The organism is Halalkalicoccus tibetensis (genome assembly GCF_037996645.1).
GTDB lineage: Archaea > Halobacteriota > Halobacteria > Halobacteriales > Halalkalicoccaceae > Halalkalicoccus > Halalkalicoccus tibetensis.
In genome coordinates, this window is sequence record NZ_JBBMXV010000001.1 from 747078 (window position 1) to 765685 (window position 18608).

Annotated in this window: 28 protein-coding genes and 1 tRNA gene; 15 read left to right on the forward strand and 14 right to left on the reverse strand. The window is 68.9% G+C overall.

Features of this window, described 5'->3' with window-relative positions; translation table 11 throughout:
* Positions 1-39 precede the first annotated feature (39 nt).
* A complete protein-coding gene (locus WOA58_RS04170; protein WP_340602899.1) occupies positions 40-282 on the forward strand; it encodes a glutaredoxin family protein in 243 nt (80 codons plus the stop codon).
* A 1-nt stretch (position 283) separates the two neighbouring features.
* On the opposite strand, the gene WOA58_RS04175 is transcribed toward WOA58_RS04170, so the two are convergent.
* Together WOA58_RS04175 and WOA58_RS04180 are read right to left on the reverse strand one after the other, a co-directional pair.
* Positions 284-1234 carry an AIR synthase family protein gene (locus WOA58_RS04175; protein ID WP_340602900.1) on the reverse strand — a complete coding sequence of 317 codons (951 nt, stop codon included), beginning with the start codon at positions 1232-1234 and terminating at the stop codon, positions 284-286.
* 37 nt (positions 1235-1271) lie between these two features.
* On the reverse strand, positions 1272-1442 hold the full coding sequence (locus tag WOA58_RS04180; protein ID WP_340602901.1) for a hypothetical protein: 171 nt from the start codon (positions 1440-1442) through the stop codon (positions 1272-1274).
* Between the two features lie 126 nt (positions 1443-1568).
* On the opposite strand from WOA58_RS04180, the gene WOA58_RS04185 reads away from it, so the two are divergent.
* Genes WOA58_RS04185 through WOA58_RS04200 form a run of 4 tightly spaced genes read left to right on the forward strand, consistent with a single transcriptional unit; the run spans position 1569 to position 2997 of the window.
* Positions 1569-1910 (forward strand): hypothetical protein, encoded by a 342-nt coding sequence (locus WOA58_RS04185; RefSeq protein WP_340602902.1) that lies wholly within the window; start codon positions 1569-1571, stop codon positions 1908-1910.
* Positions 1911-1959: 49 nt separating this feature from the next.
* Positions 1960-2325 (forward strand): fluoride efflux transporter FluC, encoded by a 366-nt coding sequence (locus tag WOA58_RS04190; protein ID WP_340602903.1) that lies wholly within the window; start codon positions 1960-1962, stop codon positions 2323-2325.
* Positions 2322-2678, forward strand: a complete 357-nt coding sequence (locus WOA58_RS04195) for a fluoride efflux transporter FluC (protein ID WP_340603121.1) — start codon at positions 2322-2324, stop codon at positions 2676-2678. The genes WOA58_RS04190 and WOA58_RS04195 overlap by 4 nt, the downstream gene beginning before the upstream one ends.
* A 31-nt stretch (positions 2679-2709) precedes the next feature.
* Positions 2710-2997, forward strand: a complete 288-nt coding sequence (locus WOA58_RS04200) for an HTH domain-containing protein (RefSeq protein ID WP_340602904.1) — start codon at positions 2710-2712, stop codon at positions 2995-2997.
* 344 nt (positions 2998-3341) lie between these two features.
* On the opposite strand, the gene WOA58_RS04205 is transcribed toward WOA58_RS04200, so the two are convergent.
* Positions 3342-3773, reverse strand: coding sequence for a DUF488 domain-containing protein (locus WOA58_RS04205; RefSeq protein WP_340602905.1), 432 nt, complete (start codon positions 3771-3773; stop codon positions 3342-3344).
* 119 nt (positions 3774-3892) lie between these two features.
* Between WOA58_RS04205 and WOA58_RS04210 the strand changes: the two genes are divergently transcribed.
* The gene (locus WOA58_RS04210; RefSeq protein ID WP_340602906.1) at positions 3893-4702 is read left to right on the forward strand and encodes an alpha/beta fold hydrolase; all 810 of its coding nucleotides are present in this window, start codon (positions 3893-3895) and stop codon (positions 4700-4702) included.
* Between the two features lie 36 nt (positions 4703-4738).
* Here the strand turns inward: WOA58_RS04210 and WOA58_RS04215 are convergent, their stop codons facing one another.
* Positions 4739-6253, reverse strand: a complete 1515-nt coding sequence (locus tag WOA58_RS04215; RefSeq protein ID WP_340602907.1) for an ATP-binding protein — start codon at positions 6251-6253, stop codon at positions 4739-4741.
* 103 nt (positions 6254-6356) lie between these two features.
* Between WOA58_RS04215 and WOA58_RS04220 the strand changes: the two genes are divergently transcribed.
* From WOA58_RS04220 to WOA58_RS04240, 5 genes are all read left to right on the forward strand, one after another.
* Positions 6357-7181 (forward strand): NOP5/NOP56 family protein, encoded by an 825-nt coding sequence (locus WOA58_RS04220; protein ID WP_340602908.1) that lies wholly within the window; start codon positions 6357-6359, stop codon positions 7179-7181.
* Positions 7178-7834, forward strand: a complete 657-nt coding sequence (locus WOA58_RS04225) for a fibrillarin-like rRNA/tRNA 2'-O-methyltransferase (protein ID WP_340602909.1) — start codon at positions 7178-7180, stop codon at positions 7832-7834. Before WOA58_RS04220 ends, WOA58_RS04225 begins: the two co-directional genes overlap by 4 nt.
* Positions 7835-7885: 51 nt before the next feature.
* Complete coding sequence (locus tag WOA58_RS04230; protein ID WP_340602910.1) at positions 7886-8977, forward strand: glutamate--cysteine ligase; 1092 nt, start codon at positions 7886-7888, stop codon at positions 8975-8977.
* Positions 8978-9074: 97 nt separating this feature from the next.
* Complete coding sequence (locus tag WOA58_RS04235; RefSeq protein WP_340602911.1) at positions 9075-9644, forward strand: winged helix-turn-helix domain-containing protein; 570 nt, start codon at positions 9075-9077, stop codon at positions 9642-9644.
* Between the two features lie 42 nt (positions 9645-9686).
* On the forward strand, positions 9687-10181 hold the full coding sequence (locus WOA58_RS04240; RefSeq protein ID WP_340602912.1) for a phosphopantetheine adenylyltransferase: 495 nt from the start codon (positions 9687-9689) through the stop codon (positions 10179-10181).
* A gap of 40 nt (positions 10182-10221) precedes the next feature.
* Here WOA58_RS04240 and WOA58_RS04245 read toward each other — a convergent pair whose 3' ends face one another.
* Complete coding sequence (locus tag WOA58_RS04245) at positions 10222-10356, reverse strand: hypothetical protein (RefSeq protein ID WP_340602913.1); 135 nt, start codon at positions 10354-10356, stop codon at positions 10222-10224.
* A gap of 125 nt (positions 10357-10481) precedes the next feature.
* Positions 10482-10790, reverse strand: a complete 309-nt coding sequence (locus WOA58_RS04250) for a transcription initiation factor IIB family protein (RefSeq protein ID WP_340602914.1) — start codon at positions 10788-10790, stop codon at positions 10482-10484.
* Between the two features lie 131 nt (positions 10791-10921).
* Here WOA58_RS04250 and WOA58_RS04255 point away from each other — a divergent pair, with 131 nt between their 5' ends.
* Positions 10922-11605, forward strand: a complete 684-nt coding sequence (locus tag WOA58_RS04255) for a haloacid dehalogenase type II (RefSeq protein ID WP_340603122.1) — start codon at positions 10922-10924, stop codon at positions 11603-11605.
* Positions 11606-11666: 61 nt separating this feature from the next.
* Positions 11667-11751: transfer RNA gene (locus WOA58_RS04260), tRNA-Leu, on the forward strand.
* A 273-nt stretch (positions 11752-12024) separates the two neighbouring features.
* Here WOA58_RS04260 and WOA58_RS04265 read toward each other — a convergent pair.
* The 3 genes from WOA58_RS04265 to WOA58_RS04275 all read right to left on the reverse strand — a co-directional run bounded on the left by WOA58_RS04265 (position 12025) and on the right by WOA58_RS04275 (position 12951).
* The gene (locus WOA58_RS04265) at positions 12025-12417 is read right to left on the reverse strand and encodes a PIN domain-containing protein (RefSeq protein WP_340602915.1); all 393 of its coding nucleotides are present in this window, start codon (positions 12415-12417) and stop codon (positions 12025-12027) included.
* Positions 12414-12626 carry a DUF7557 family protein gene (locus WOA58_RS04270; protein WP_340602917.1) on the reverse strand — a complete coding sequence of 71 codons (213 nt, stop codon included), beginning with the start codon at positions 12624-12626 and terminating at the stop codon, positions 12414-12416. The genes WOA58_RS04265 and WOA58_RS04270 overlap by 4 nt, the downstream gene beginning before the upstream one ends.
* Positions 12627-12783: 157 nt before the next feature.
* On the reverse strand, positions 12784-12951 hold the full coding sequence (locus WOA58_RS04275) for a hypothetical protein (protein ID WP_340602918.1): 168 nt from the start codon (positions 12949-12951) through the stop codon (positions 12784-12786).
* Positions 12952-13070: 119 nt separating this feature from the next.
* Between WOA58_RS04275 and dacZ the strand changes: the two genes are divergently transcribed.
* Entirely contained in the window at positions 13071-13886 is an 816-nt protein-coding gene (gene dacZ, locus WOA58_RS04280) for a diadenylate cyclase DacZ (protein WP_340602919.1), read from the forward strand.
* A gap of 1 nt (position 13887) precedes the next feature.
* Entirely contained in the window at positions 13888-14649 is a 762-nt protein-coding gene (locus tag WOA58_RS04285) for a mechanosensitive ion channel domain-containing protein (RefSeq protein WP_340602920.1), read from the forward strand.
* Here the strand turns inward: WOA58_RS04285 and WOA58_RS04290 are convergent.
* Genes WOA58_RS04290 through WOA58_RS04310 form a run of 5 tightly spaced genes read right to left on the reverse strand, consistent with a single transcriptional unit; the run spans position 14646 to position 18584 of the window.
* Positions 14646-15782, reverse strand: coding sequence for a CBS domain-containing protein (locus tag WOA58_RS04290; protein WP_340602921.1), 1137 nt, complete (start codon positions 15780-15782; stop codon positions 14646-14648). The genes WOA58_RS04285 and WOA58_RS04290 overlap by 4 nt on opposite strands.
* A 55-nt stretch (positions 15783-15837) precedes the next feature.
* Positions 15838-16221 carry a DUF2267 domain-containing protein gene (locus WOA58_RS04295; protein WP_340602922.1) on the reverse strand — a complete coding sequence of 128 codons (384 nt, stop codon included), beginning with the start codon at positions 16219-16221 and terminating at the stop codon, positions 15838-15840.
* Positions 16222-16261: 40 nt separating this feature from the next.
* Positions 16262-16771, reverse strand: a complete 510-nt coding sequence (locus WOA58_RS04300) for an acyltransferase (RefSeq protein WP_340602923.1) — start codon at positions 16769-16771, stop codon at positions 16262-16264.
* 47 nt (positions 16772-16818) lie between these two features.
* Positions 16819-17010, reverse strand: a complete 192-nt coding sequence (locus WOA58_RS04305; protein ID WP_340602924.1) for a hypothetical protein — start codon at positions 17008-17010, stop codon at positions 16819-16821.
* Positions 17011-17060: 50 nt separating this feature from the next.
* Positions 17061-18584 (reverse strand): FAD-dependent oxidoreductase, encoded by a 1524-nt coding sequence (locus WOA58_RS04310; RefSeq protein WP_340602925.1) that lies wholly within the window; start codon positions 18582-18584, stop codon positions 17061-17063.
* Positions 18585-18608: the final 24 nt, after the last annotated feature.

Here is an 18608-nt window from a genome sequence, read left to right on the forward strand (position 1 = left end):
TCGAAAGGGCTCATGGCGCTCGCGCCCGTACTCCCCGCCATGACCGAGGTCACCGTCTACACCCGCGAGGACTGCCACCTCTGTGCGGAGGCGATCGGGACGATCGAGGAAGTAGCGGACGACGCCGGAACGGAGGTCGACCTCACGCTCGTCGACGTCGACGAGGCCGGCCTCGCCGACGAGTACGGCGAGCGGGTACCCTACGTCCTGGTCGATGGCCGCCCCGCGTTCAAGTTCCGCGTCGATCCCGACGAGCTGCGCGCCTGTCTGGAGGGCTCGTAGCCTACTCCCAGAGCCCGTAGAGGTCGTCGCGGACCGGCTCGGCGATCCGCTCGCCGTCGAGATCGAGGGCGGGCTCGCCCGCCCCGACCTCCCCGATCGCGGCCGCCTCGATCCCCCGTTCGTCGAGCTCCGTGAGCGCACCGTCGACCTCTCCCTGAGGGATCGCCGCGAGCAGCGCGCCCGAGCCGAACATCTTCAGGGGGTCGACGCCCATCGCCGCGCAGAGCTCCCGGGTCGGCCCCCTGACCGGCACCCGGTCGCGCTCGATCCGGGCGACGACGCCGGAGGCGACCGCGAGCTCGAGGGCGCCGTCGACCAGCCCGCCCTCTGTGGGGTCGTGCATCGCGGTGGCGTACTCGCGCAGGACCCGCGCCTCGGGGAGGACGCTCAGCTCCGAGAACAGCGCCGCGCCCCGGTCGGTGATCTCCCGGGGGAGGCCCGACTCCTCGCGGAAGTCCGTCGCGAGGATCGCGGTGCCCTCGATCCCCGCGCCCTTCGTCAGCACGAGGACGTCGCCCGGGTCGGCCCCGCCCGTGGGGACGTACTCGTCGGCGAGGCCCAGACAGCTCAGACAGACCAGCGGGCGGTCCCGGTCCGGGGCGTACTCGGTGTGGCCGCCGACGATCGCCACGCCGGCCTCGCGGGCGGCCGTGTCGAGCTGCGAGACGACGGGTTCGAGCAGGTCGTCGTTCGGCAGGAAGACGGCCGCGGTGAGCCAGCGGGGCTCGCCGCCCGAGGCCGCGACGTCGTTGCAGGCGACGTGGATCCCGATCTCGCCGATCCGTTCGGCGGCCAGCGAGACGGGATCGGTGTTGGCGACCAGCAGCTGTTCGCCGACGCGGATCGCGGCGGCGTCCTCGCCGTAGGCCGGGCCCACGACGACGTCGTCGTCCGGAGCGCCGGTGTTCGAGAAGACCGTCTCGAGGCGTTCGGGGTCGACTTTCCCGATCATGCCCCAGGGGAGGGTATCGACCGTTGTATACTGCCCGCTATCGCTCGCCGAGCTCGCGGCTCACGGTCGCGAACAGCACCGCCCCGCAGCCCGCACACCGGAAGGCGTCGGGCTCGATCTCTGTCGTCTCCCCGTCGCGGTGGACGGGAACGGTCGCTGGTTCGACCGTCAGCTCCAGCGGGCGATCGCAGTGTGGACATTCGACCATGAACCGGGTCGGCGCCCGCCGGACATCCCTCTTGGTATTTCAGGACGATATCCTTTCGAATGAAACACGGATGTCTGACGGATAGCTGACTGACTTTCAAGAGGGTGGCCGCGAGAGGGTCACGGTATGGAGTCACTATCCGACCATGGCTCCCGTCGATCCACGGGAGGGCGCGGGCCCGATCGTGGATCCGGCGGGGCGACCGCCGCGCTCAACAGGGTGCTCCTGTTGACCGGGGCGTTGCTGTTCATCAATGGCATCAGTGTCACACTCATTGCAGCACTCATACCGTTTGCCATCAGCAGCGCTATCGTCATCACGTCCGTCACCGTCCTCACCATCGTGGCTGCCGTCGCCTACGCCGCGAAGCGAAACCCCGCCCGGACGCGGGCGCTCGTCGAGACGGCCCGCCCGCTGGTCGAGTCGGTGACCGACCGCGACCGTCCGCGCCGCCAGGGCGGCCTGTAGCGCCCGCGAACCGTTCCGTTTTATCACCGACGCCGGGAACCCGCTAGCGATGGCTCCCTCCCGGCCCGCGGCGATCGCGCTCGTCGCGCTCGGCGGCTTCGTCGGCTCGATCGCGCGATACGGCGTGACGCTACTTGCGCCCGGACTGGGCGGGACCTTCCTCGTGAACGTCACCGGGAGCTTCGCGCTGGGCTACGTCTTCTACACCTCCTCGACGACCGACCGGATCTCCCCCCGGACCCGGCTGCTCGTCGCCACCGGCTTCCTCTCCTCCTATACGACCTACAGCATGTTCGCCTTCGAGACGGTCGACGTTTCACTGATGTGGGGCCTGCTCAACGTCCTCGGGAGCTACGCCTTCGGGTTCGGGGCGGCGATCCTCGGCCGCCGGCTGGTCGTGGGTGGGTGGCGATGATCGAGGCGCTGTTGGTCGGCCTCGGGGGCGCGGTCGGCGCGGTCTCGCGGTATCTCGTCGGCCTCGGCGTCGGGCGGTTCGACGTCCGCTTCCCCTACGAGACGCTGTTCGTGAACGTCGTCGGGAGTTTCGTGCTGGGCTGGGTGACGTTCGCCGGCGCCGGGGAGGGTGCGCTGCTGGTCGTCGGGATCGGCGCCTGCGGCGCGTTCACGACGTTCTCGTCGTTCTCGGTCGACACGACCCGGCTGGTCGAGGACGGCGAGCCCGTTCTCGCCGTGGTCTACGCGCTCTCGAACGTCCTGTTGGCGACGGGCGCGGTCGTCCTCGCCCGGCTGCTCGTCCCGACAGTATAGGTTTTACATACCCCGTCCCCCGAAAGGGGGTATGGCAACCGAGGAGGTCCCGGAGGAGTTGGCCGCGCTCGCGGAGAAGATAGCGACGGAGTACCGCGACTCGGAGTACGAGATCGCGCTGGTGCTCGCGAACGCCGACGAACCCCTGTCGACTGAAGAGCTCGCCGAGGAGGCGGACTACACCGAACGAACCATCACGAAGCGCGTCGGCACGCTCGAGGAGCGGCTGGGCGGCGACCCGCTGCTACGGCGCGACGACGAGGATCGGCCGGTGCTCCACCCGGAGCTCGGCGCGGCGATCCGCGAACAGGCCGAGTAACGCGAGCGCTTCTCGATCGGGTCCCTTCGTCAGTAGTCGTCGGTACAAACAGAGTACGCGGCGCCGACCGGGCCGTTCCCGGTCGGCGCGGGGGCGATCCGCGGTGGGGGGGGGGGAGGGCGGATCGCCCCGGCGTACTGGTGGGATGGCGACGACGAATCGTCGACGCCATCGAGAGTGCGATGGGGAGGGGGGTGGCCTCTGACAGGCACAACGGCCGTCTCCTTGACGGCAAATATTCCAAGAACTGCCATGAATAAATACTTTGTGTATATTACAACATGTGTTGAAAATTATAATACCGGAATGGATTTTTAGCCCGCTGGGCACCGGGCGGCGCGCTCTCAGGCGCCGCCGGTTCGCTCCTCGATCGCGTCGACGAGCGGGCGGCGGTGGCACCGCTTCGAATCGGCCTCGTAACAGACGAGAACGATGTCTTCCCCGCCTGCGACCCGCTCCGCAAGCCCCGAGAGGACCTCCCGCGCCTCGGGCGATCCGAGGTGCTCGTCGTATCGCTCGCCGAATCCCACCTCCTCCCAGGCGGCGTTATGCGCGCCCTCGTCGCACATCCCCCGCGTCTTCAGGCCCTCGCGGCGTTCCTGGAACTCCGAGAGCAGCTCCTCGGGCGGACCGAGCTCGGGGACGTTCTCGTCGATCTCGCCGTGGAACCACGCCGTCGGCCGGCGGACCACCCCGATCCGGGTCGCCTCGCCCAGGTCGGCGAGGCCGTGAGCGAGCGCGGCGTGATACGTCTCCGAGACCGTTCCACGTCCCATACCGATAGCTGGGCGTCGAGCGCCTAAAACGCCCCGGCGGGCAACGGTTTTCGTCCCGGCCCGCCCACGGTGAGTATGAGTCGTTCCCCATCGAACCGGCCTGCCAGCGGTGGTCGTCGGTGATCGGAGCCCCCCTGCGCCGCGGGCGCTGGGACGACCATCCCTACGTCGCCGTTGGGGACGGCCCGCGAACGCTGATCGTGATCCCGGGGCTCAACGACCCGCTCTGTCGGGTCACCGACCGGTGGTGGTTCAGCCTGCTCGCCGCCGCCTACTGCAACCGCTACGCGGGCCGGCACACGGTCGCGATGGTGAGTCGGCCCCCTGGCCTCGACGAGGAGGCGTCCGTCCGTGAACTCGCGGGCGGCTACGCCGACGTCCTCGAAGAGATCGGCCCCGCCGACGTCATGGGTCTCTCGATGGGCGGGTTCCTCGTCGCGGAGCTCGCCGCCGATCGCCCCGACCTCGTCGAGCACGCGATCCTCGGGCTGGCCGCCGCCCGGCTGAGCGAGCGCGGCAGGGAGGTCGTCGGGCGCTGGCGCGAGTACGCGGGGGAGGATCGATGGCGACCGATCTGTACGGAGGCCGCGGGCGCGGTCGCGGGCGGCCTCCGGGGTACGGTCGCCCGCGACGCCGCCCGGCTCTACGGGCTCCTCGGCTCCCCATCGCCGGTCGACCGCCACGATTTCCTCGTCTCCGCCGAGGCCTGCCTGGCCTACGACGGGACCGACCGCCTCGAGGAGATCGGGGTCCCGACGCTGGTGATCGGCGGGACCGAGGACCCCTTCTTCGCCCCCGAGGCGTTCCGCGGGACCGCCGCCGGAATCACCGACGGCCGTCTGGTCGAACTCGACGGCGTCGGCCACGAGGCCGTCCTCGACCACCGGCGGCCGTTCGACGGCGCGATCCGGGAGTTCCTCCATGACTGATCGGGTCCGCCCGTTGGCGAGGCGTAACCACCCGCTCTACGCCGAGAGCGGATCGGCACTCTCGAGGACGAGTTCGCGCGCAGCAGGCGAGAGCGTGTAGATCCCGTCCGATCCCCGCTCGACGCAGGAACAGCCCCGAAGCTCCATGAGCAGCGTCCAGACGTGTTGGAACGGCGCCGAGACCTCCCCGCCGACCTCGCTGGCGGTCGCGCCCTCCCGATCGGCCAGTACCTCGATGACGGCCCAAGTCTCGGTCTCGCCACAGAGCGACCGCCGGCTCGCGGCCTCGATCTCCGCGGCGATCCCCACGGCCTCGGCGTTCGGCCCGCCCGTCTCGTCCCTGCGTTCCCCGTCCGCACCGTCGCCGTCCGCCGAGGTTTCGGGCGCCCGTTCGTCCGTCCCCTGAGGCCCCTCCAGCCGCCCGCGCAGCTCCTCGATCTCGGCCTCCAGCGCGGTGTTCTCCGAGCGCAGCCGTTCGAGCTCGTCGTCCATCGTCGCCTCGGGCAGCGTCGCCTGTGCGGGCTCGATCGTTCCCTCTCCCGACAGCGCGTCGGCCATCTGGCGGGCGGCCTCGCTCACGTCGCGGGCCGACTCCAGCTCGCGCTCCAGTTGGTCGATCCGCCGATCCCGCTGGGCGAGCTCGCGTTCGAGCTCCGCGACCCGCTCTCGTTCGCGTTGCTGGTCCTCGCTGATCGACTGGAGGTCGCCGACCAGTCCATCACTGACCGATTTGAGCTCGGGACGCTCGAAGTCCTCCAGCCCCGGCGTCGCCCCCGCGTCGAAGGTCCGCTTTCGCTTGAACTGCACCCGCCGGACCTCCCCATCGGTCCAGTCGGTCTGGAGAAAGGCCTCGCCCGCGTCGAGCTCCGCGACCCGCTCGCCGTACTCGCCGCCGACGATCCGTCCGACGACCTTCGTGTCGTTGTCCCACGTCAACCGATGCCAAACCAGCCAGTTCGCCTGCGTGATGAAGTCCTTCTTGACGTCGGCGGGCCGCTGGCTGATGCCGACGATCCCCAGCCCGTGTTTCCGCCCGCGTTTCCCGATCTTGATCAACATCCGGCCAGTTTCGTCCATCCCGCCGCCCTCGGGGATGTACTCGTGGACCTCCTCGACGACCAGCAGGAACGGCTTCTTCAGCTTCTTCTCCTTGGCGAAGAGGTGGCGGGCGGTTTCTCGGAGGAGTTCGTCGGCGGCGTCCTCGTCGAGGTAGCCCGAGACGTCGAGGATGGTGGGGACGTTCTGGTCGAGGGCGAGTTCGGCGACCTTTTCGGCGTGTTCGGGGCCGACCTGGATGTCACACTCCTCGTCGGCGCCGGCGTGCAGCAGCTCGTACTCCTCCTTGAGCCCGTAGTACTCGCCGTCGGTGTCGACGATCAGGACGGGGTAGCCCGCCTCGAGCAGCTCCTCGACGACGACGCTCGCGGTGTTGGACTTGCCCGACCCGGACTTGCCGGTGATGAAGCCCCGGCCGGTCAAAAGCTGGACGACCGGCATTCCGACCGGCGTCCCGTCGTCTGCGGTTCCGATCGTCACTCGCTCGTCGCTCATGGTTCGCCTCGCGCGTTCATTGGCAGGAAATATCGGGTATGTTACTTAAACTCTGTCGCCGGCGGAGCGAGGGGTTTACCGGACGGCGGGGTAAGTGGAGGGTATGAGCGAGGGATGGTTCGCCGGGGTCACGCCCGACGACGGGGCGCGTGCGGTCCGCGAGGGCCGCGCCGACGCCCCCGAGGACTGGCCGGCGCTGGCGGTCGAGTCGGGGTTCGCCGACACGCGAGAAGGGTACTACGAGCGGCTTCACGACGCGAGCGTCGCGGCCGCCAGCGAGGAGGTCCGCGAGCGCGAGCGGGCCGACGACGCCCAGCTCGTCCACGCGGTCCGCGCGATGGACGACGCCGAGCGCGTCGCCAACGAGCTCGCCGAACGGGTCGCCGAATGGGGCGGCAGCCTCGGGATCGACGAGGGTGCCGGCGTCGAGTACGCCCGCGAGCTGGCCGGGCACGAGCCCGAGGACCCGGTCGAGGAGCGGGCGGTCGCGCTCGCCTCCCGGACCGCCGCGGTGGCCGACGAGGCCGATTCCCTCAGGGGTTTCATCGAGCGGACCACGCCCGCGGTCGCGCCCAACCTCGCGGTGCTTGCGGGGCCGGTGCTCGCGGCACGACTGATCGCGCTGGCCGGCGGGCTCGGCGAGCTCGCGAAGAAGCCAAGCGGCACCCTTCAGGTGCTCGGCGCCGAGGACGCGCTGTTCGCCCACCTGCGGGGCCACGCCCCCTCGCCCAAACACGGCATCATCTTCACCCACGAGTACGTCCGGGGCACCCGCCCCGAGGATCGGGGCTCGGCCGCCCGCGCGCTCGCGGGCAAGCTCACCATCGTCGCCCGGGTCGACCACTACTCGGGCGACCGCCGGCCCGAGCTCGACGACGAACTCGACGACCGCATCGCGACCATCCGGGCGCGGGAGGACGAGACATGAGCCTGCCCAAGGGGATCGAACGGCGCGATCTGGGCGGGTCCGATCGCCTCGCGACCCGCGGGGAGCCGGTCTACGGCGAGCCCACCTCCGAGGGGTGGCGCGCGTGGGACCCCAACCGCTCGAAGCTCGGCGCGATGCTCGAGACGGGGATGGAGACGGGGCTCGCGGGAAGCGATCCCGAGGCCGGTCCCTACACGGGCGATACGGTGCTCTACCTGGGGGCCGCGAGCGGCACCACCGTCGGCCACGTCGCGGACTTCGCGGGGCCGACCTACGCCGTCGAGTTCGCGCCCCGGCCCGTTCGGGACCTCGTCGGGGTCGCAGAGGACCGGCCGAACCTCTTTCCGCTGCTGAAGGACGCCCGCACGCCCGAGAGCTACGCCCACGTCGTCGAGTCGGGCGTCGACGCGATCGTCCAGGACGTCGCGACCCGCGGGCAGGCCGACGTGGCGCTCCGGAACCGCGAGTTCCTCCGCGAGGACGGCCGGCTGCTCGCGGCGATCAAGGCCCGAAGCGAGGACGTGACCCGCGAGCCCGACGAGGTGTTCCCCGAGGTCCTCGAGCGCCTCGAGGAGGGCTACGAGGTCCTCGGGACCGAGCGCCTCGAACCGTACCACGACGACCACCTCGCGGTGGTCGCCCGGCCCCGGTAATCCCGGGGCATAACAGGGGCTATTTATCCGCGGGGGCCGAACCCGGTTCCGATGGAGACGGGTTCGGCCGAGAACTTCACACGGATGGGCACGCTCGGGATCGAGGAGGAGTTCTTCGTCGTCGACGACTCGGGCCGGCCCGTGTCGGGGACCGACGAACTCGTCTACGCGAACGACCCCCCCGGCGTTCTCGAGGACCGCCTCGATCACGAGCTGTTCAAGTTCGTGATCGAGACCCAGACGCCCGTGATCGACTCCCTCTCGGAGGCCGGCGACGTCCTGGGCGAAGTGAGAGAAACGCTCGTCTCGTACGCCGCCGAGCACGGCTACCGGATCGCCGCCGCGGGCCTGCATCCCGCCGCGAAGTGGCGCGAGCTCGAACACGCCGAGAAGCCCCGCTATCGCTCGCAGCTCGATCGCATCCAGTACCCCCAGCATCGAAACACGACGGCAGGGCTGCACGTCCACGTCGGGGTCGACGACGCCGACAAGGCGACCTGGATCGCCAACGAGATCCGCTGGTTCCTCCCGATCATGCTCGCCCTCTCGGCGAACTCGCCGTACTGGAACGGGTTCGATACCGGCCTCCAGTCAGCCCGCGCGAAGATATTCGAGGGGCTGCCCAACACCGGGATGCCGACGGGCTTCTCGAGCTTCTCGGCGTTCGCCGACTTCGAGCGCCTGATGGTCGAGCAGGGTTCGATCAACGACCGCGGGGAGCTGTGGTACGACGTCCGGCCCCACTCGGATCACGGCACCGTCGAGGTCCGCACGCCCGACGGCCAGGCCGATCCCGAGCGCGTGCTGGCGTTCGTCGAGTACACCCACGCGCTCGTTCTCGACCTCGCCGAGCGTTACGAGGACCACGCCGATCCGTGGGCCGCGGGCCACGATCACCGCCGCGAACTCCTCGACGAGAACAAGTGGCGCGCGATGCGCCACGGCCACGAGGCCTCCTTCATCGCGCGGGATCGCTCGGGGGTCGTCTCGCTGGGCGAGGTCGTCGCCCGGGAGTGCGAACGCCTCGGGGTCGAGGGGATCGGCCGGATCCACGCCGAGGGAAGCGGCACCGCGCGTCAGCGCCAGCTCCACCACGAATCGGGCCCCGAGGCGCTCTACGAGTCGCTCGTCCTGTCGCCATAGCGTCCTCAGGACCGATCCACTTCCCTCGTTTTCGACGGGAGACACCCCCTAGGCAAGACTTTTCACCGCTGCAATCTTCCGTCCCTTCAGAACGGACATGTCCGACGATGACACAGACACCGGCGACGAGATACCGGTCGAGGTCGACTCCGAGGAGGACTCGGACGCCCGGACGCGTATCGAGGAGGGTGCCGACCGCGCGGTCGAGGAGTTCGACAGGGGGATCGTCGACCTGCTGGCGTGGGTGCTCGACACCGAGACCCGCGCGCGGATCTACGTCTACCTCCGGCAGTACCCCGGCTCGACCAGCGAGGAGATCGCCGAGGGGACGGGCCTCTATCCCAGTACCGTCCGCGAGGCGCTCGCGGAGCTCAACGAGGAGGGCAACGTCTCCCGGGAGAAGCGCGAAAGCGAGGGCGCGGGCAACAACCCCTACGAGTACACCGCCATCGCGCCCAGCGAGCTCGTCGGGGGGATCCTCCACCAGGTCCAGGACGAGCTCAACACGGTGTTCAACCTCGATCAGTACCTCGACGAGGACGGCGAGGAGACGAGCCGGCCCATCAGCATCACCGTCGACGACACCGACGCCGGTTCGGAGGAGCCGCACGATCGGGACGAGGCGGACGACCCGACCGGTGAGGACGGCGAGGAGATCGGGGAGTAGCCCTTCCGAAGGCTCTAAACCACCGGCTCGCATCGCACCGGTATGCAGGTTGCGCTGGGTGGGACGTTCGATCCGGTACACGACGGGCATCGCGCGCTGTTCGAGCGCGCCTTCGAACTCGGGGACGTCACCGTCGGCCTCACGAGCGACGAGCTCGCGCCCGAAACCCGCCGGGAGGACCGGTACGTTCGGCCCTTCGATGAGCGAAAGGCGGACCTCGAAAGCGAGCTCGCGGCGCTCGCCGAGGAGCACGACCGCGAGTACGAGGTCATGGAGCTCGAGGAGCCGACGGGCATCGCCACCCAGCCCCGCTTCGATGCGTTGATCGTCTCGCCCGAGACCGAGGCCGGCGGCGAGCGGATCAACGAGCTCCGACGGGAGCGTGGCCACGACCCCCTCGAGCTGGTCGTCGTCGACCACCTCCGGGCGGAGGACGGCGACGTCGTCTCGAGCACCCGGATCGTCAACGGCGAGATCGACGAACACGGCAACCTCACGCCCGACCGTGACGGACGCGACCGCGAGCGTTCGCGGTAGCTCCCGGCGGTCGGTTCGATCGCGGAAAACGACGGCGTGGTTACGCGGCGACGCCTAACCGCTCGAGATCCTCGTGGGAGTACTCGTCGCGGAGCTCCTCAGCGGAGTGTTCCTCGCGTAGTTCGGTGCGTTCGTCCTCGCTCATCCCCTCGACGGGACCGAAGCAGTGACACATTCCACTTCCCTCTTAGCCCCCTGGAATCAAAAACCCTGTTAGCACCGCCCTACCGGTTATGTAACACCAATACGAGAATGGCAAGGATTAGTATGGAGTGTTGGAGCGTTGTTAACCAGTCCGGTCTACCAGGTCGGCGGCTCGAGTCCGGCCTCCTCGAGCAGGGACTTCCAGCGGTTCTGGACGGTCAGGCGGGTGACCCCGACGGCGTCGGCGACGTCCCCCTGGGAGCGGCGCTCGCCGGCGATCAGTCCGGCGGCGTAGAGGCTCGCGGCGATCGCGGCGGGCTTCGAGCGCTCGGCGTCGGGGGCCGTCGAGAGGAAGAGGTCCTCGGCGGTCGAACGGGTGTCGCTCCCGAGATCCAGCTCGTCGGCCGCCCGGTCGAGGTCGGCGAGCCACCGTTCGTTCTGCAGTCGGTCGCTTGCACGATACACGGCCTGTGTTGGTCGCGATCGGATTTAAACCGTTTGACCGCCCCGTCGGTCATTATCCAGCCGGTCCCTCGTTTCTTCCCACCTCGCGGGGGCGACGCGGGTACTATGTGGACGGCACACCACACTTCGGCATGTCGTTCGATCCCGAGCGCATCACGACGGTCACGTTCGACTCCTACAGCACGCTGGTCGACGTCGACGCGGCCGAGAGCGCCCTCGAGGAGCGCGTCGAGGACCCCGAACCGGTGTCGAAGCTCTGGCGATCGCGCTCGCTCGAGTACACGTTCGTCGCGAACGCGATCGACGCCTACCAGCCCTTCTACGAGATGAACCGCGACGCGCTCCAGTACGCCCTCGACGCCCACGGGGTCGACCTCCCGACCGAGGAGCGCGACGAGATCCTCGCGGTCTACCACGAACTCGACGTCTTCGACGACGTGCGCGAGGGGATCGAGCGCCTGCGCGACGGCGGCTACGACCCGTACGTCGTCTCGAACGGAAATCCAGGAATGCTCGACTCGATGGTCGAGCACGCGGGGATCGGCGACCTGCTCGAGGACACGATCAGCGCCGACGAGATCCGGACGTTCAAGCCGGCCGCGGAGCTCTACCGCCACGCCGCGGCACGAACGGGAACCCCGATCGGGGAGATCGCCCACGTCACCGCGGGCTGGTTCGACGTGCTGGGGGCGAAACATGCCGGGATGCAGTCGGTGTGGGTCGACCGGAAGGGCTCGCCGTGGGAGCCCTTCGGCGGCGATCCGGACCTGACGATCGAGCGCTTCGACGATCTGGTGGAGGCGCTGGGACTGTAGCAGGCGGCGGGTGGGCGAACAGCGACGGGTTTTTACTCCGCTCGCGGGAAACCCGTACTGCGCGCGGGTTGCCGAGCTAGGCCAAAGGCGCAGCGCTTAGGACGCTGTCCCGTAGGGGTCCGCCGGTTCGAATCCGGTCCCGCGCACTGAACGGAACGCTGTGAGCGAAGCGAACAGCGCGGAGTGAGGGAGCAGGACCGATTCGAAGCAGGGAGCAGCTCTGCTGCGACCGAGGTTCGAATCCGGTCCCGCGCATCCACCTTTTACTCGCCCGGCTCGCGGAGGATCGCGAGGAAGTAGAGGGAACCGACATCGAGGCGCTGGAGGCCGAGATCGACGAGGCGGTGTACGACCTGTTCGATCTCACCGAGGAAGAGCGCGAGGTGATCGAGGAGTATCTGGAGGTCTTCTGAACCACCTCAAACGAACTCGACGTCGAGTTCGTCGGTGATCACCTCGACGTCGAAGTCCGAGTCGGCGACCACGAGCCGCTCGTCGAGCCCCTTCGCGGCTCCGGCGATGAACGCGTCGCGGGCCGCGAGCGGCTCCCCGCGACGGTAAAGCGCGTCCTGGAGCTCGCCCGCCGAGCGCGCGAGGTCGGGGGTTCCCTCGACGACGGTGAGCCAGTCGAGCGCGCCATCGAGGGCATCGAACTCCGCCGGACCGGACCTGAACACCTCCCCTTGGTATAGCTCGAACATCACCAGCGGGATCGTGATCGCGCGCTCCTCATAGCGGGTTTCGATGTAATCTACCGTCTCGCTAACACCGTCGAGGTAATCGATGAGGACGCTACTGTCGTAGAGCGTCATCGAGAGCCGACGCTCCGTTTCATCTCCTTTCGTGCCCGGCGGGCGCCTTCCGCTGCGTCAGTGCCTTCCCACAGCCCGGCACCCTCCCGGACGCTTTCGCGTCGCTCTCTGATGAGTCGCGAAAGGACGTCGTCGAACGTTTCGTCGTCACCCTTTAGCGCGGCCAGCGCTGCATGGGTCTCCTCGTCTACTCGAATGCTCTTGCTCATACGATACAGTATACGAGTCTGTATACAATACTGTTCTGCCGCCCGGAAACTGACTCGATGGCTCCTTCAATCAGTAGGCGTCCCTGCAGTTACGGACCACACGGACTGAAGGAGCAGTCTCAAGAGAAACGCCGTGCTCCTTTCGTCCCGAGCGTCGTCAGCTCCCGTCGTCCGAGTTCCCGTCGCTTCCCGACCCGCTCAACGCCTTCTTCAGGTAGTAGTACCCCCCGAGGGCGACGAGCGTCGTGGCGATCGCGCCGGGCACGCCGTATCTCTTGTAGCCGAACGACGCCGCCTTCTTGCCGATCGCGAGTACTCCGACCATTGTGTTCTCCCGTTGAGCAGAGAGGGCCAAAAGCGTTCGCCCGGATCGTGTCTGCCGTGCGTCGGACGCGCTGAGGCGTGCCACAACGCTTTTTCGCGCGCACGGAGTGGTCTTCGACAATGGACCCTGTCTCCGAGCTCCTCTCGGGCATCGTCGCGGACGCCGACGCGGTCGCGCTCTTCTCGCCCAGCGGATCCCTGTACGACCGGTTCGTCGAGGCCGACCTCGACGCCGACGTGATCGTCATCGGCACCGAGAACACCGTCGACGCCGATACCTTCGTCGAGATCCCACTCGAGTTCGTCGACATCGAGGACCTCGTCGAGTTCGGAGTCGGGGCGGCCGTCGGCGACGGCTACGTCGAGGACGGCGACGTCGTCGTCTGTGCGACCGCGTCCTTCGACGACGAGATCGACACCGTCTCGCGGGTCCGGGCCGCGGAATCGGTCCACTCGGACCTCTACGACCTGTTCGTCAACTCCCGGGCCGAGCCCGACGTGATCCGCAGCGTGCTCGAGGTCGCGATCGATCTCGGCAAGAAGGGCCAGAAGGGCAAGCCCGTCGGCGCGTTGTTCGTCGTCGGCGACGCGGGCAACGTGATGAACAAGTCGCGCCCGCTCAGCTACAACCCCTTCGAGAAATCGCACGTCCACGTCGGCGACCCGATCGTCAACGTGATGCTCAAGGAGTTCTCGCGGCTCGACGGCGCGTTCGTCATCAGCGACTCGGGCAAGATCGTCTCCGCGTACCGCTACCTCGAACCCGCCGCCGAGGGGATCGACATCCCGAAGGGACTCGGCGCGCGCCACATGGCCGGCGGGGCGATCACGCGCGACACGAACGCCACGTCGATCGTTCTCTCCGAATCCGACGGCCTCGTGCGGGCGTTCAAGGGCGGGACGCTCGTCCTCGAGATCGACCCGGAGGAGTACTGAGATGCAGATCTCGATCCTGCGCGAACCGCTGGTGCTCGCGCTCGCGGTGTTCGTCGGGGTCGTCGTCCTCGGGTACGTCCTCGGCCAGCTCACCAAACAGGTGCTGACCGCGATCGGCATCGGCGACGTCGTCGAGGGGACCGCCTTCGACCGCACCGCCCAGGGGCTCGGTAGCTCGACGGTCTCGGTCGTCTCGCGGCTGAGTTCGTGGTTCATCTACGCCGTCGGCGTCCTGCTGGCGCTGTACGTCGCGGGCGTGCTCGAGCTCCACCTCCTGATCGGCGAGCTCGCCTGGCTGCTGCCCCGGGCGTTCATCGCGCTGTTCGTCGTCATCGCCGGCATCATCGCGGGCGACAAGATCGACCTGCTGATCGACGAACGCCTCCGGAGCGTCAAGTTCCCGGAGGTCGGGCTCGTCGGTACGGTCGCCAAATACAGCGTCATCTACGTCGCGGTCCTGATCGCGCTCGGCCAGCTCGGGATCGCGACCAACGCCCTGCTGGTCCTGCTCGCGGTCTACGTCTTCGGGCTGGTCTTCCTCGTCGCGGTCGCGGGCCGGGACCTGCTCGCCTCCGGCGCCGCGGGGCTCTATCTCTTCCTCAACGAGCCCTACGGGATCGGCGATCAGGTGCGTATCGGCGACCGTTCCGGCGTCGTCCAGGAGGTCGAGCTGTTCGTCACCCGCATCGAGGACGACGGGACCGAGTACATCGTCCCCAATCGCACCGTCTTCGAGGAGGGCGCGAGCAAACGGCGGTCTTAGAGTCCGCCGAGCTTCCGCAGCAGCTGGCCGCGGTACTCCTCGTCGCTTCGCTTCCCCTTCCGTTCGAGCACGTTCCGTTCGAGGGTCTCGAGCGCCAGCGAGAACGCCTCGTCGCCGCCGTAACCCTCGCCGGTGCCGGCGATCTGGCCCTCGCTGGTCCGCATCCGGACCTGACATCGGTAGAGCGCCTGGCCCCGGAGGCTCTCGTCGTGCTCCTTGAACCGGACGTGGACGTGGTGGACGTCCATGGTCCGGTGTTTGTCGCTGATCTCGAGCAGGCGCTCGCCGACCTCCTCGCGGGAGGTCGAGCGCAGCGCGTCGATGTTGGTGATCTGGACGTCCATCCCCTCCTCCTGGGTGTACGAGAGCGCGCGCATCACGTCGGTCTTGGTGACCACGCCCGCGACGCGCTCGTCGTAGTCGGGCGAGACGATCAGCCCGTCGTAGTCGTACTCGAACATCGTATTGACGGCCTCCGCGACGGTGTCCTCGAGGCCGATCGTCTGGGCGGGCCGGCTCATCTCGTCGTAGACGGGGAGGTCGATCAGGTCGAGGTCCTCGCCGCCGCGGGTGCCGTCGGTGGGCCGGTCTGGCGTCCGCAGGACGAAGTCGACGATGTCCTTGACCGTCACCATCCCCTCCGGACGCCCGTCCTCGCTGATGGGCAGCCGGGAGACGCCGTGCTCGCGCAGCCTGTTGATCGCCGTCCCCAGCGTGGTGTCCGTCGAGATCGTCACGACGTCGTCGGTCATGATCTGGCGGACCTCGAGCACGTCGAGGTTCTCGAGGGTCGCCTCGAGGATGGCGTCCTGCGTGATCGCTCCCCAGAGCTCGCCCTCGACGTAGACCGGGGCGATCCGGGTCTCGCTCTCGACGAGCTGGCGGGCGACGTCCCTGACGTTCGCGGTCCGCTCGAACAGGGGGACGGCCTTCGCGAGCCGCTCGGCGGCGGTCTCGTCGTCGCGATACGAGCGGAGCCACTCGCGGGGCGTGATCACGCCCTCGCACTCGCCGTCCCGGGCGACGAACACGCCGTCGATGTGCTCGTCCTCGAAGTACGGCTTGAGTTCGGCGATCCGGGTGTCCGGTTCCACCGCGACGTACTCGTCGGTCGCGACGTCGCTGATATCCATACGGGAGGATGGTCGCGCGTCGTCAGTTAAAACACTGCCTGCGTTCGCCGGGCGATCACTGGGTGTCGGCCGCGCTGGCGAACAGCTCGTCGTACTCCGCGGGGAACTGTTCGCGCGCGTCGACGAACGCCTCGCCGACCGCCTCCTCGAGGGCGTGGGTCGTCGCGCGCGTCGCCCGGGTCGCGAACTCCTCGTCGACCCCGGCGCGCTTCTCGAGCCGCGCTATGAACTCCTCGGGGCCGAACTCCTCGCTCGCGTCCTCGGTGCCGACCGTCCCGGCCAGTTCGTTGGGGAGTTCGCCGGCGATCTCCTCGGCCTCACCCGGTGCGAGGCGCTCGGAGAGCGTCTCGAGGACGGCCTTCGCGGCCGTCTCTGCCTCGTCGTTCGATTCGAGGTCCGCCTGCTGTCTGACCATCGTGTAGAACTCGGAGGGTTCCATACACGAAACTACCCCCGTCATGCCCTTCAAGACGAGGCCGTCACTCGCCGGGAGTCCGCACTTCAGCGGGGACGCCCGCGGCGGTCGCGCCCGGGGGCACGTCCTCGGTCACAAGGGAGTTCGCCGCGACGCTCGCGCCCGCGCCGATCTCGACGCCGGGCAGGACCACCGCGCCCGCGCCGATCATCGCCCGCTCGCCGACCCTGACGGGCCCGGTCCGGTACTCCTTCTGGAGGAACTCGTGACAGAGCAGGGTGGCGTCGTAACCGATGATCGCGCCGTCCTCGACGGTGATCAGCTCGGGCCAGAAGACGTCGGGCGTCGATTCGAGCCCCCAGGAGACGCCCTCGCCGACGGTGACGCCGACCCGCCGAAGCAGCCAGTTCTTGGCCCGGAGGCTCGGCGAGTGGCGCGCGAGAACGATCGCGAGGTAGTTGACGACGATGCGGAGGGGGTGGCGCGCGTCGGGCCAGTTCCACAGCGAGTTCGCGCGACCCGGCGTCGGGTGGCGGCTCACGCGCTCGTGACGGGGCGGGATCTCGTCGCTCACGTTCCGGCGTACGCCCGCCCAGCCCTTGAATCCGCCCGGTCACCCGATCACTCGGGGTCGGTCTCGTCCTGGCCGAGCGACTCCTCGTCACCCTCGTCGTTTTCGTCCTCGCCGTCGGTTCGGTCGCTCTCGCCGCCCGCGCTCCGCTTGTCGTCCCCGCCGTCCTCGGTTCCGCCGTACTGTCCGTCGTCGTTCTCGACTTCGTTGCTCCCGTACGCTGGTTCGTCGTCGTCTCCCATGGGCGAACCGAGACCGCCCACGCCCGAAAGGGCGGGGCCGGCAGGTGCCGTCACTTTTCACGCGCCTCGCGGCGCGGCAGGTCCTCGATGGCCGGCCCGTCGAGCACCCGCCCCTCGGGGGTGAACCGCGAGCCGTGACACGGGCAGTCCCAGCTCTCCTCGCCGTCGTTCCAGCGCAGCACGCACTTCATGTGCGGGCAGATCGCCGAGACGGCGTTGATCTCTCCTGATTCGTCCCGGGAGACCCCGACCGGCCCGTCGTCGGTCTTCACCACGGTGCCCTCGCCCGCTTCGAGGGCCGCCTCCTCGCCGGCCAGCAGTGAGCGCGCCCAGTCGGCCGTGAAATGCGCGCCGACCTCGGCGTTGTGGGTCACGAACGTCTTGGCCGACTCGCCGTTGACCCGTGCGGGCGAGAACACCTCCTGATGGGGGTGCTCGCCGTCGCGGATCAGCCCCGAGATGATCTCGCCGGCCGCGACCCCGCCGGTCATCCCCCAGCCGCCGAAGCCGGTGGCGACGTAGGCGTTCTCGCCGACGGGGCCGAGCCGGCCGATGTAGGGGACTTGGTCGAACGTCGTGTAGTCCTGGGTCGACCAGCGGTACTCGACCTCGCTGACGTCGAAGTACGTCCGGGCGAACGTCTCCAAGCGCTCGTAGCGCTCGCGCGTCGAGCCACCCTGTGCCGTCTCGTGGTTCTCGCCGCCGACCAGCACGAGCGGCTCGCCGTCGAGTTCGTGGACCCGGATCGACCGGTAGGGGTCGCCCGCGTTGTAGTACATCCCCTCGGGGGGTTCGCCCGCGACCCGGACCCCGAGCACGTGCGAGCGCTTGGTCTTCATCCGCGCGAAGAACCCCCCGCGGTCGAAGACCGGGAAGTGGGTCGCACAGACGACGTGCTCGGCGCGGACGGTCCCCGACTCGGTCTCGAGCTCGTAGGGGCCGCTCCCGCTCAGGTCGGTCGCGCGCGTCTCCTCGAAGACCGCGCCGCCCTCCTCCTCCACTCTCTCGGCCAGCCCGAGGACGTACTTGCGGGGATGGAACTGGCCCTGATCGGCGAAGCGGACCGCGCCCGCCGTCTCGTAGGGGAGGTCGACCTCCTCGCTCCCGACGAACTCCGCGGGCAGGCCGAGGCGTTTCGCCGCCTGGGCCTCGTCGTACACCTGCCCGCGGCTCTCGGAGTCGTCCGCGTAGACGTAGGCGGGGGCGCGCTCGAACTCGGCGTCGAACCCCTCGCTTCGCTCGGCGACTTCCTCTAAAGCGTCCTCGTTGGCCTCGGCGTACTGGCGCGCGCGCTCCTCGCCGACCGTTTCGAGCAGGTGGCCGTACTTCAGCCCGTGCTGGGAGGTGACCTTCGCGGTGGTGTGGCCCGTCACCGCCGCCCCGACCCGGTCGCGTTCGATCACCGCCACGTCGCGGCCGTCCTCGGCGAGGCGAGCAGCAGCGGAGAGCCCCGCGATGCCGGCGCCGACGACGGCGACCTCGACGGTTCGATCGCCCTCGAGCGGCGGGTGTCGCGGTCCGTCGGTCGTCGCGATCCACGGCGACTCGTCATGCGTCCGCTCGTGATCGTCCATGGGGCGGGCAACCACGGGAACCCC

Bases quoted from the DNA above. Each gene is read 5' to 3' on its own strand.
- WOA58_RS04230 (WP_340602910.1), top strand. From the start codon at position 7,886: ATGGAGACGGGTTCGGCCGAGAACTTCACACGGATGGGCACGCTCGGG.
- WOA58_RS04305 (WP_340602924.1), bottom strand. From the start codon at position 17,010: ATGGGAGACGACGACGAACCAGCGTACGGGAGCAACGAAGTCGAGAAC.
- WOA58_RS04310 (WP_340602925.1), bottom strand. From the start codon at position 18,584: ATGGACGATCACGAGCGGACGCATGACGAGTCGCCGTGGATCGCGACG.
- WOA58_RS04200 (WP_340602904.1), top strand. From the start codon at position 2,710: ATGGCAACCGAGGAGGTCCCGGAGGAGTTGGCCGCGCTCGCGGAGAAG.
- WOA58_RS04240 (WP_340602912.1), top strand. From the start codon at position 9,687: ATGCAGGTTGCGCTGGGTGGGACGTTCGATCCGGTACACGACGGGCAT.
- WOA58_RS04235 (WP_340602911.1), top strand. From the start codon at position 9,075: ATGTCCGACGATGACACAGACACCGGCGACGAGATACCGGTCGAGGTC.
- WOA58_RS04170 (WP_340602899.1), top strand. From the start codon at position 40: ATGACCGAGGTCACCGTCTACACCCGCGAGGACTGCCACCTCTGTGCG.
- WOA58_RS04175 (WP_340602900.1), bottom strand. From the start codon at position 1,234: ATGATCGGGAAAGTCGACCCCGAACGCCTCGAGACGGTCTTCTCGAAC.
- WOA58_RS04245 (WP_340602913.1), bottom strand. From the start codon at position 10,356: ATGTGTCACTGCTTCGGTCCCGTCGAGGGGATGAGCGAGGACGAACGC.
- WOA58_RS04275 (WP_340602918.1), bottom strand. From the start codon at position 12,951: ATGGTCGGAGTACTCGCGATCGGCAAGAAGGCGGCGTCGTTCGGCTAC.
- WOA58_RS04270 (WP_340602917.1), bottom strand. From the start codon at position 12,626: ATGAGCAAGAGCATTCGAGTAGACGAGGAGACCCATGCAGCGCTGGCC.
- WOA58_RS04225 (WP_340602909.1), top strand. From the start codon at position 7,178: ATGAGCCTGCCCAAGGGGATCGAACGGCGCGATCTGGGCGGGTCCGAT.
- WOA58_RS04255 (WP_340603122.1), top strand. From the start codon at position 10,922: ATGTCGTTCGATCCCGAGCGCATCACGACGGTCACGTTCGACTCCTAC.
- WOA58_RS04215 (WP_340602907.1), bottom strand. From the start codon at position 6,253: ATGAGCGACGAGCGAGTGACGATCGGAACCGCAGACGACGGGACGCCG.
- WOA58_RS04265 (WP_340602915.1), bottom strand. From the start codon at position 12,417: ATGACGCTCTACGACAGTAGCGTCCTCATCGATTACCTCGACGGTGTT.
- dacZ (WP_340602919.1), top strand. From the start codon at position 13,071: ATGGACCCTGTCTCCGAGCTCCTCTCGGGCATCGTCGCGGACGCCGAC.
- WOA58_RS04290 (WP_340602921.1), bottom strand. From the start codon at position 15,782: ATGGATATCAGCGACGTCGCGACCGACGAGTACGTCGCGGTGGAACCG.
- WOA58_RS04180 (WP_340602901.1), bottom strand. From the start codon at position 1,442: ATGGTCGAATGTCCACACTGCGATCGCCCGCTGGAGCTGACGGTCGAA.
- WOA58_RS04295 (WP_340602922.1), bottom strand. From the start codon at position 16,221: ATGGAACCCTCCGAGTTCTACACGATGGTCAGACAGCAGGCGGACCTC.
- WOA58_RS04190 (WP_340602903.1), top strand. From the start codon at position 1,960: ATGGCTCCCTCCCGGCCCGCGGCGATCGCGCTCGTCGCGCTCGGCGGC.
- WOA58_RS04220 (WP_340602908.1), top strand. From the start codon at position 6,357: ATGAGCGAGGGATGGTTCGCCGGGGTCACGCCCGACGACGGGGCGCGT.
- WOA58_RS04195 (WP_340603121.1), top strand. From the start codon at position 2,322: ATGATCGAGGCGCTGTTGGTCGGCCTCGGGGGCGCGGTCGGCGCGGTC.
- WOA58_RS04205 (WP_340602905.1), bottom strand. From the start codon at position 3,773: ATGGGACGTGGAACGGTCTCGGAGACGTATCACGCCGCGCTCGCTCAC.
- WOA58_RS04285 (WP_340602920.1), top strand. From the start codon at position 13,888: ATGCAGATCTCGATCCTGCGCGAACCGCTGGTGCTCGCGCTCGCGGTG.
- WOA58_RS04185 (WP_340602902.1), top strand. From the start codon at position 1,569: ATGGAGTCACTATCCGACCATGGCTCCCGTCGATCCACGGGAGGGCGC.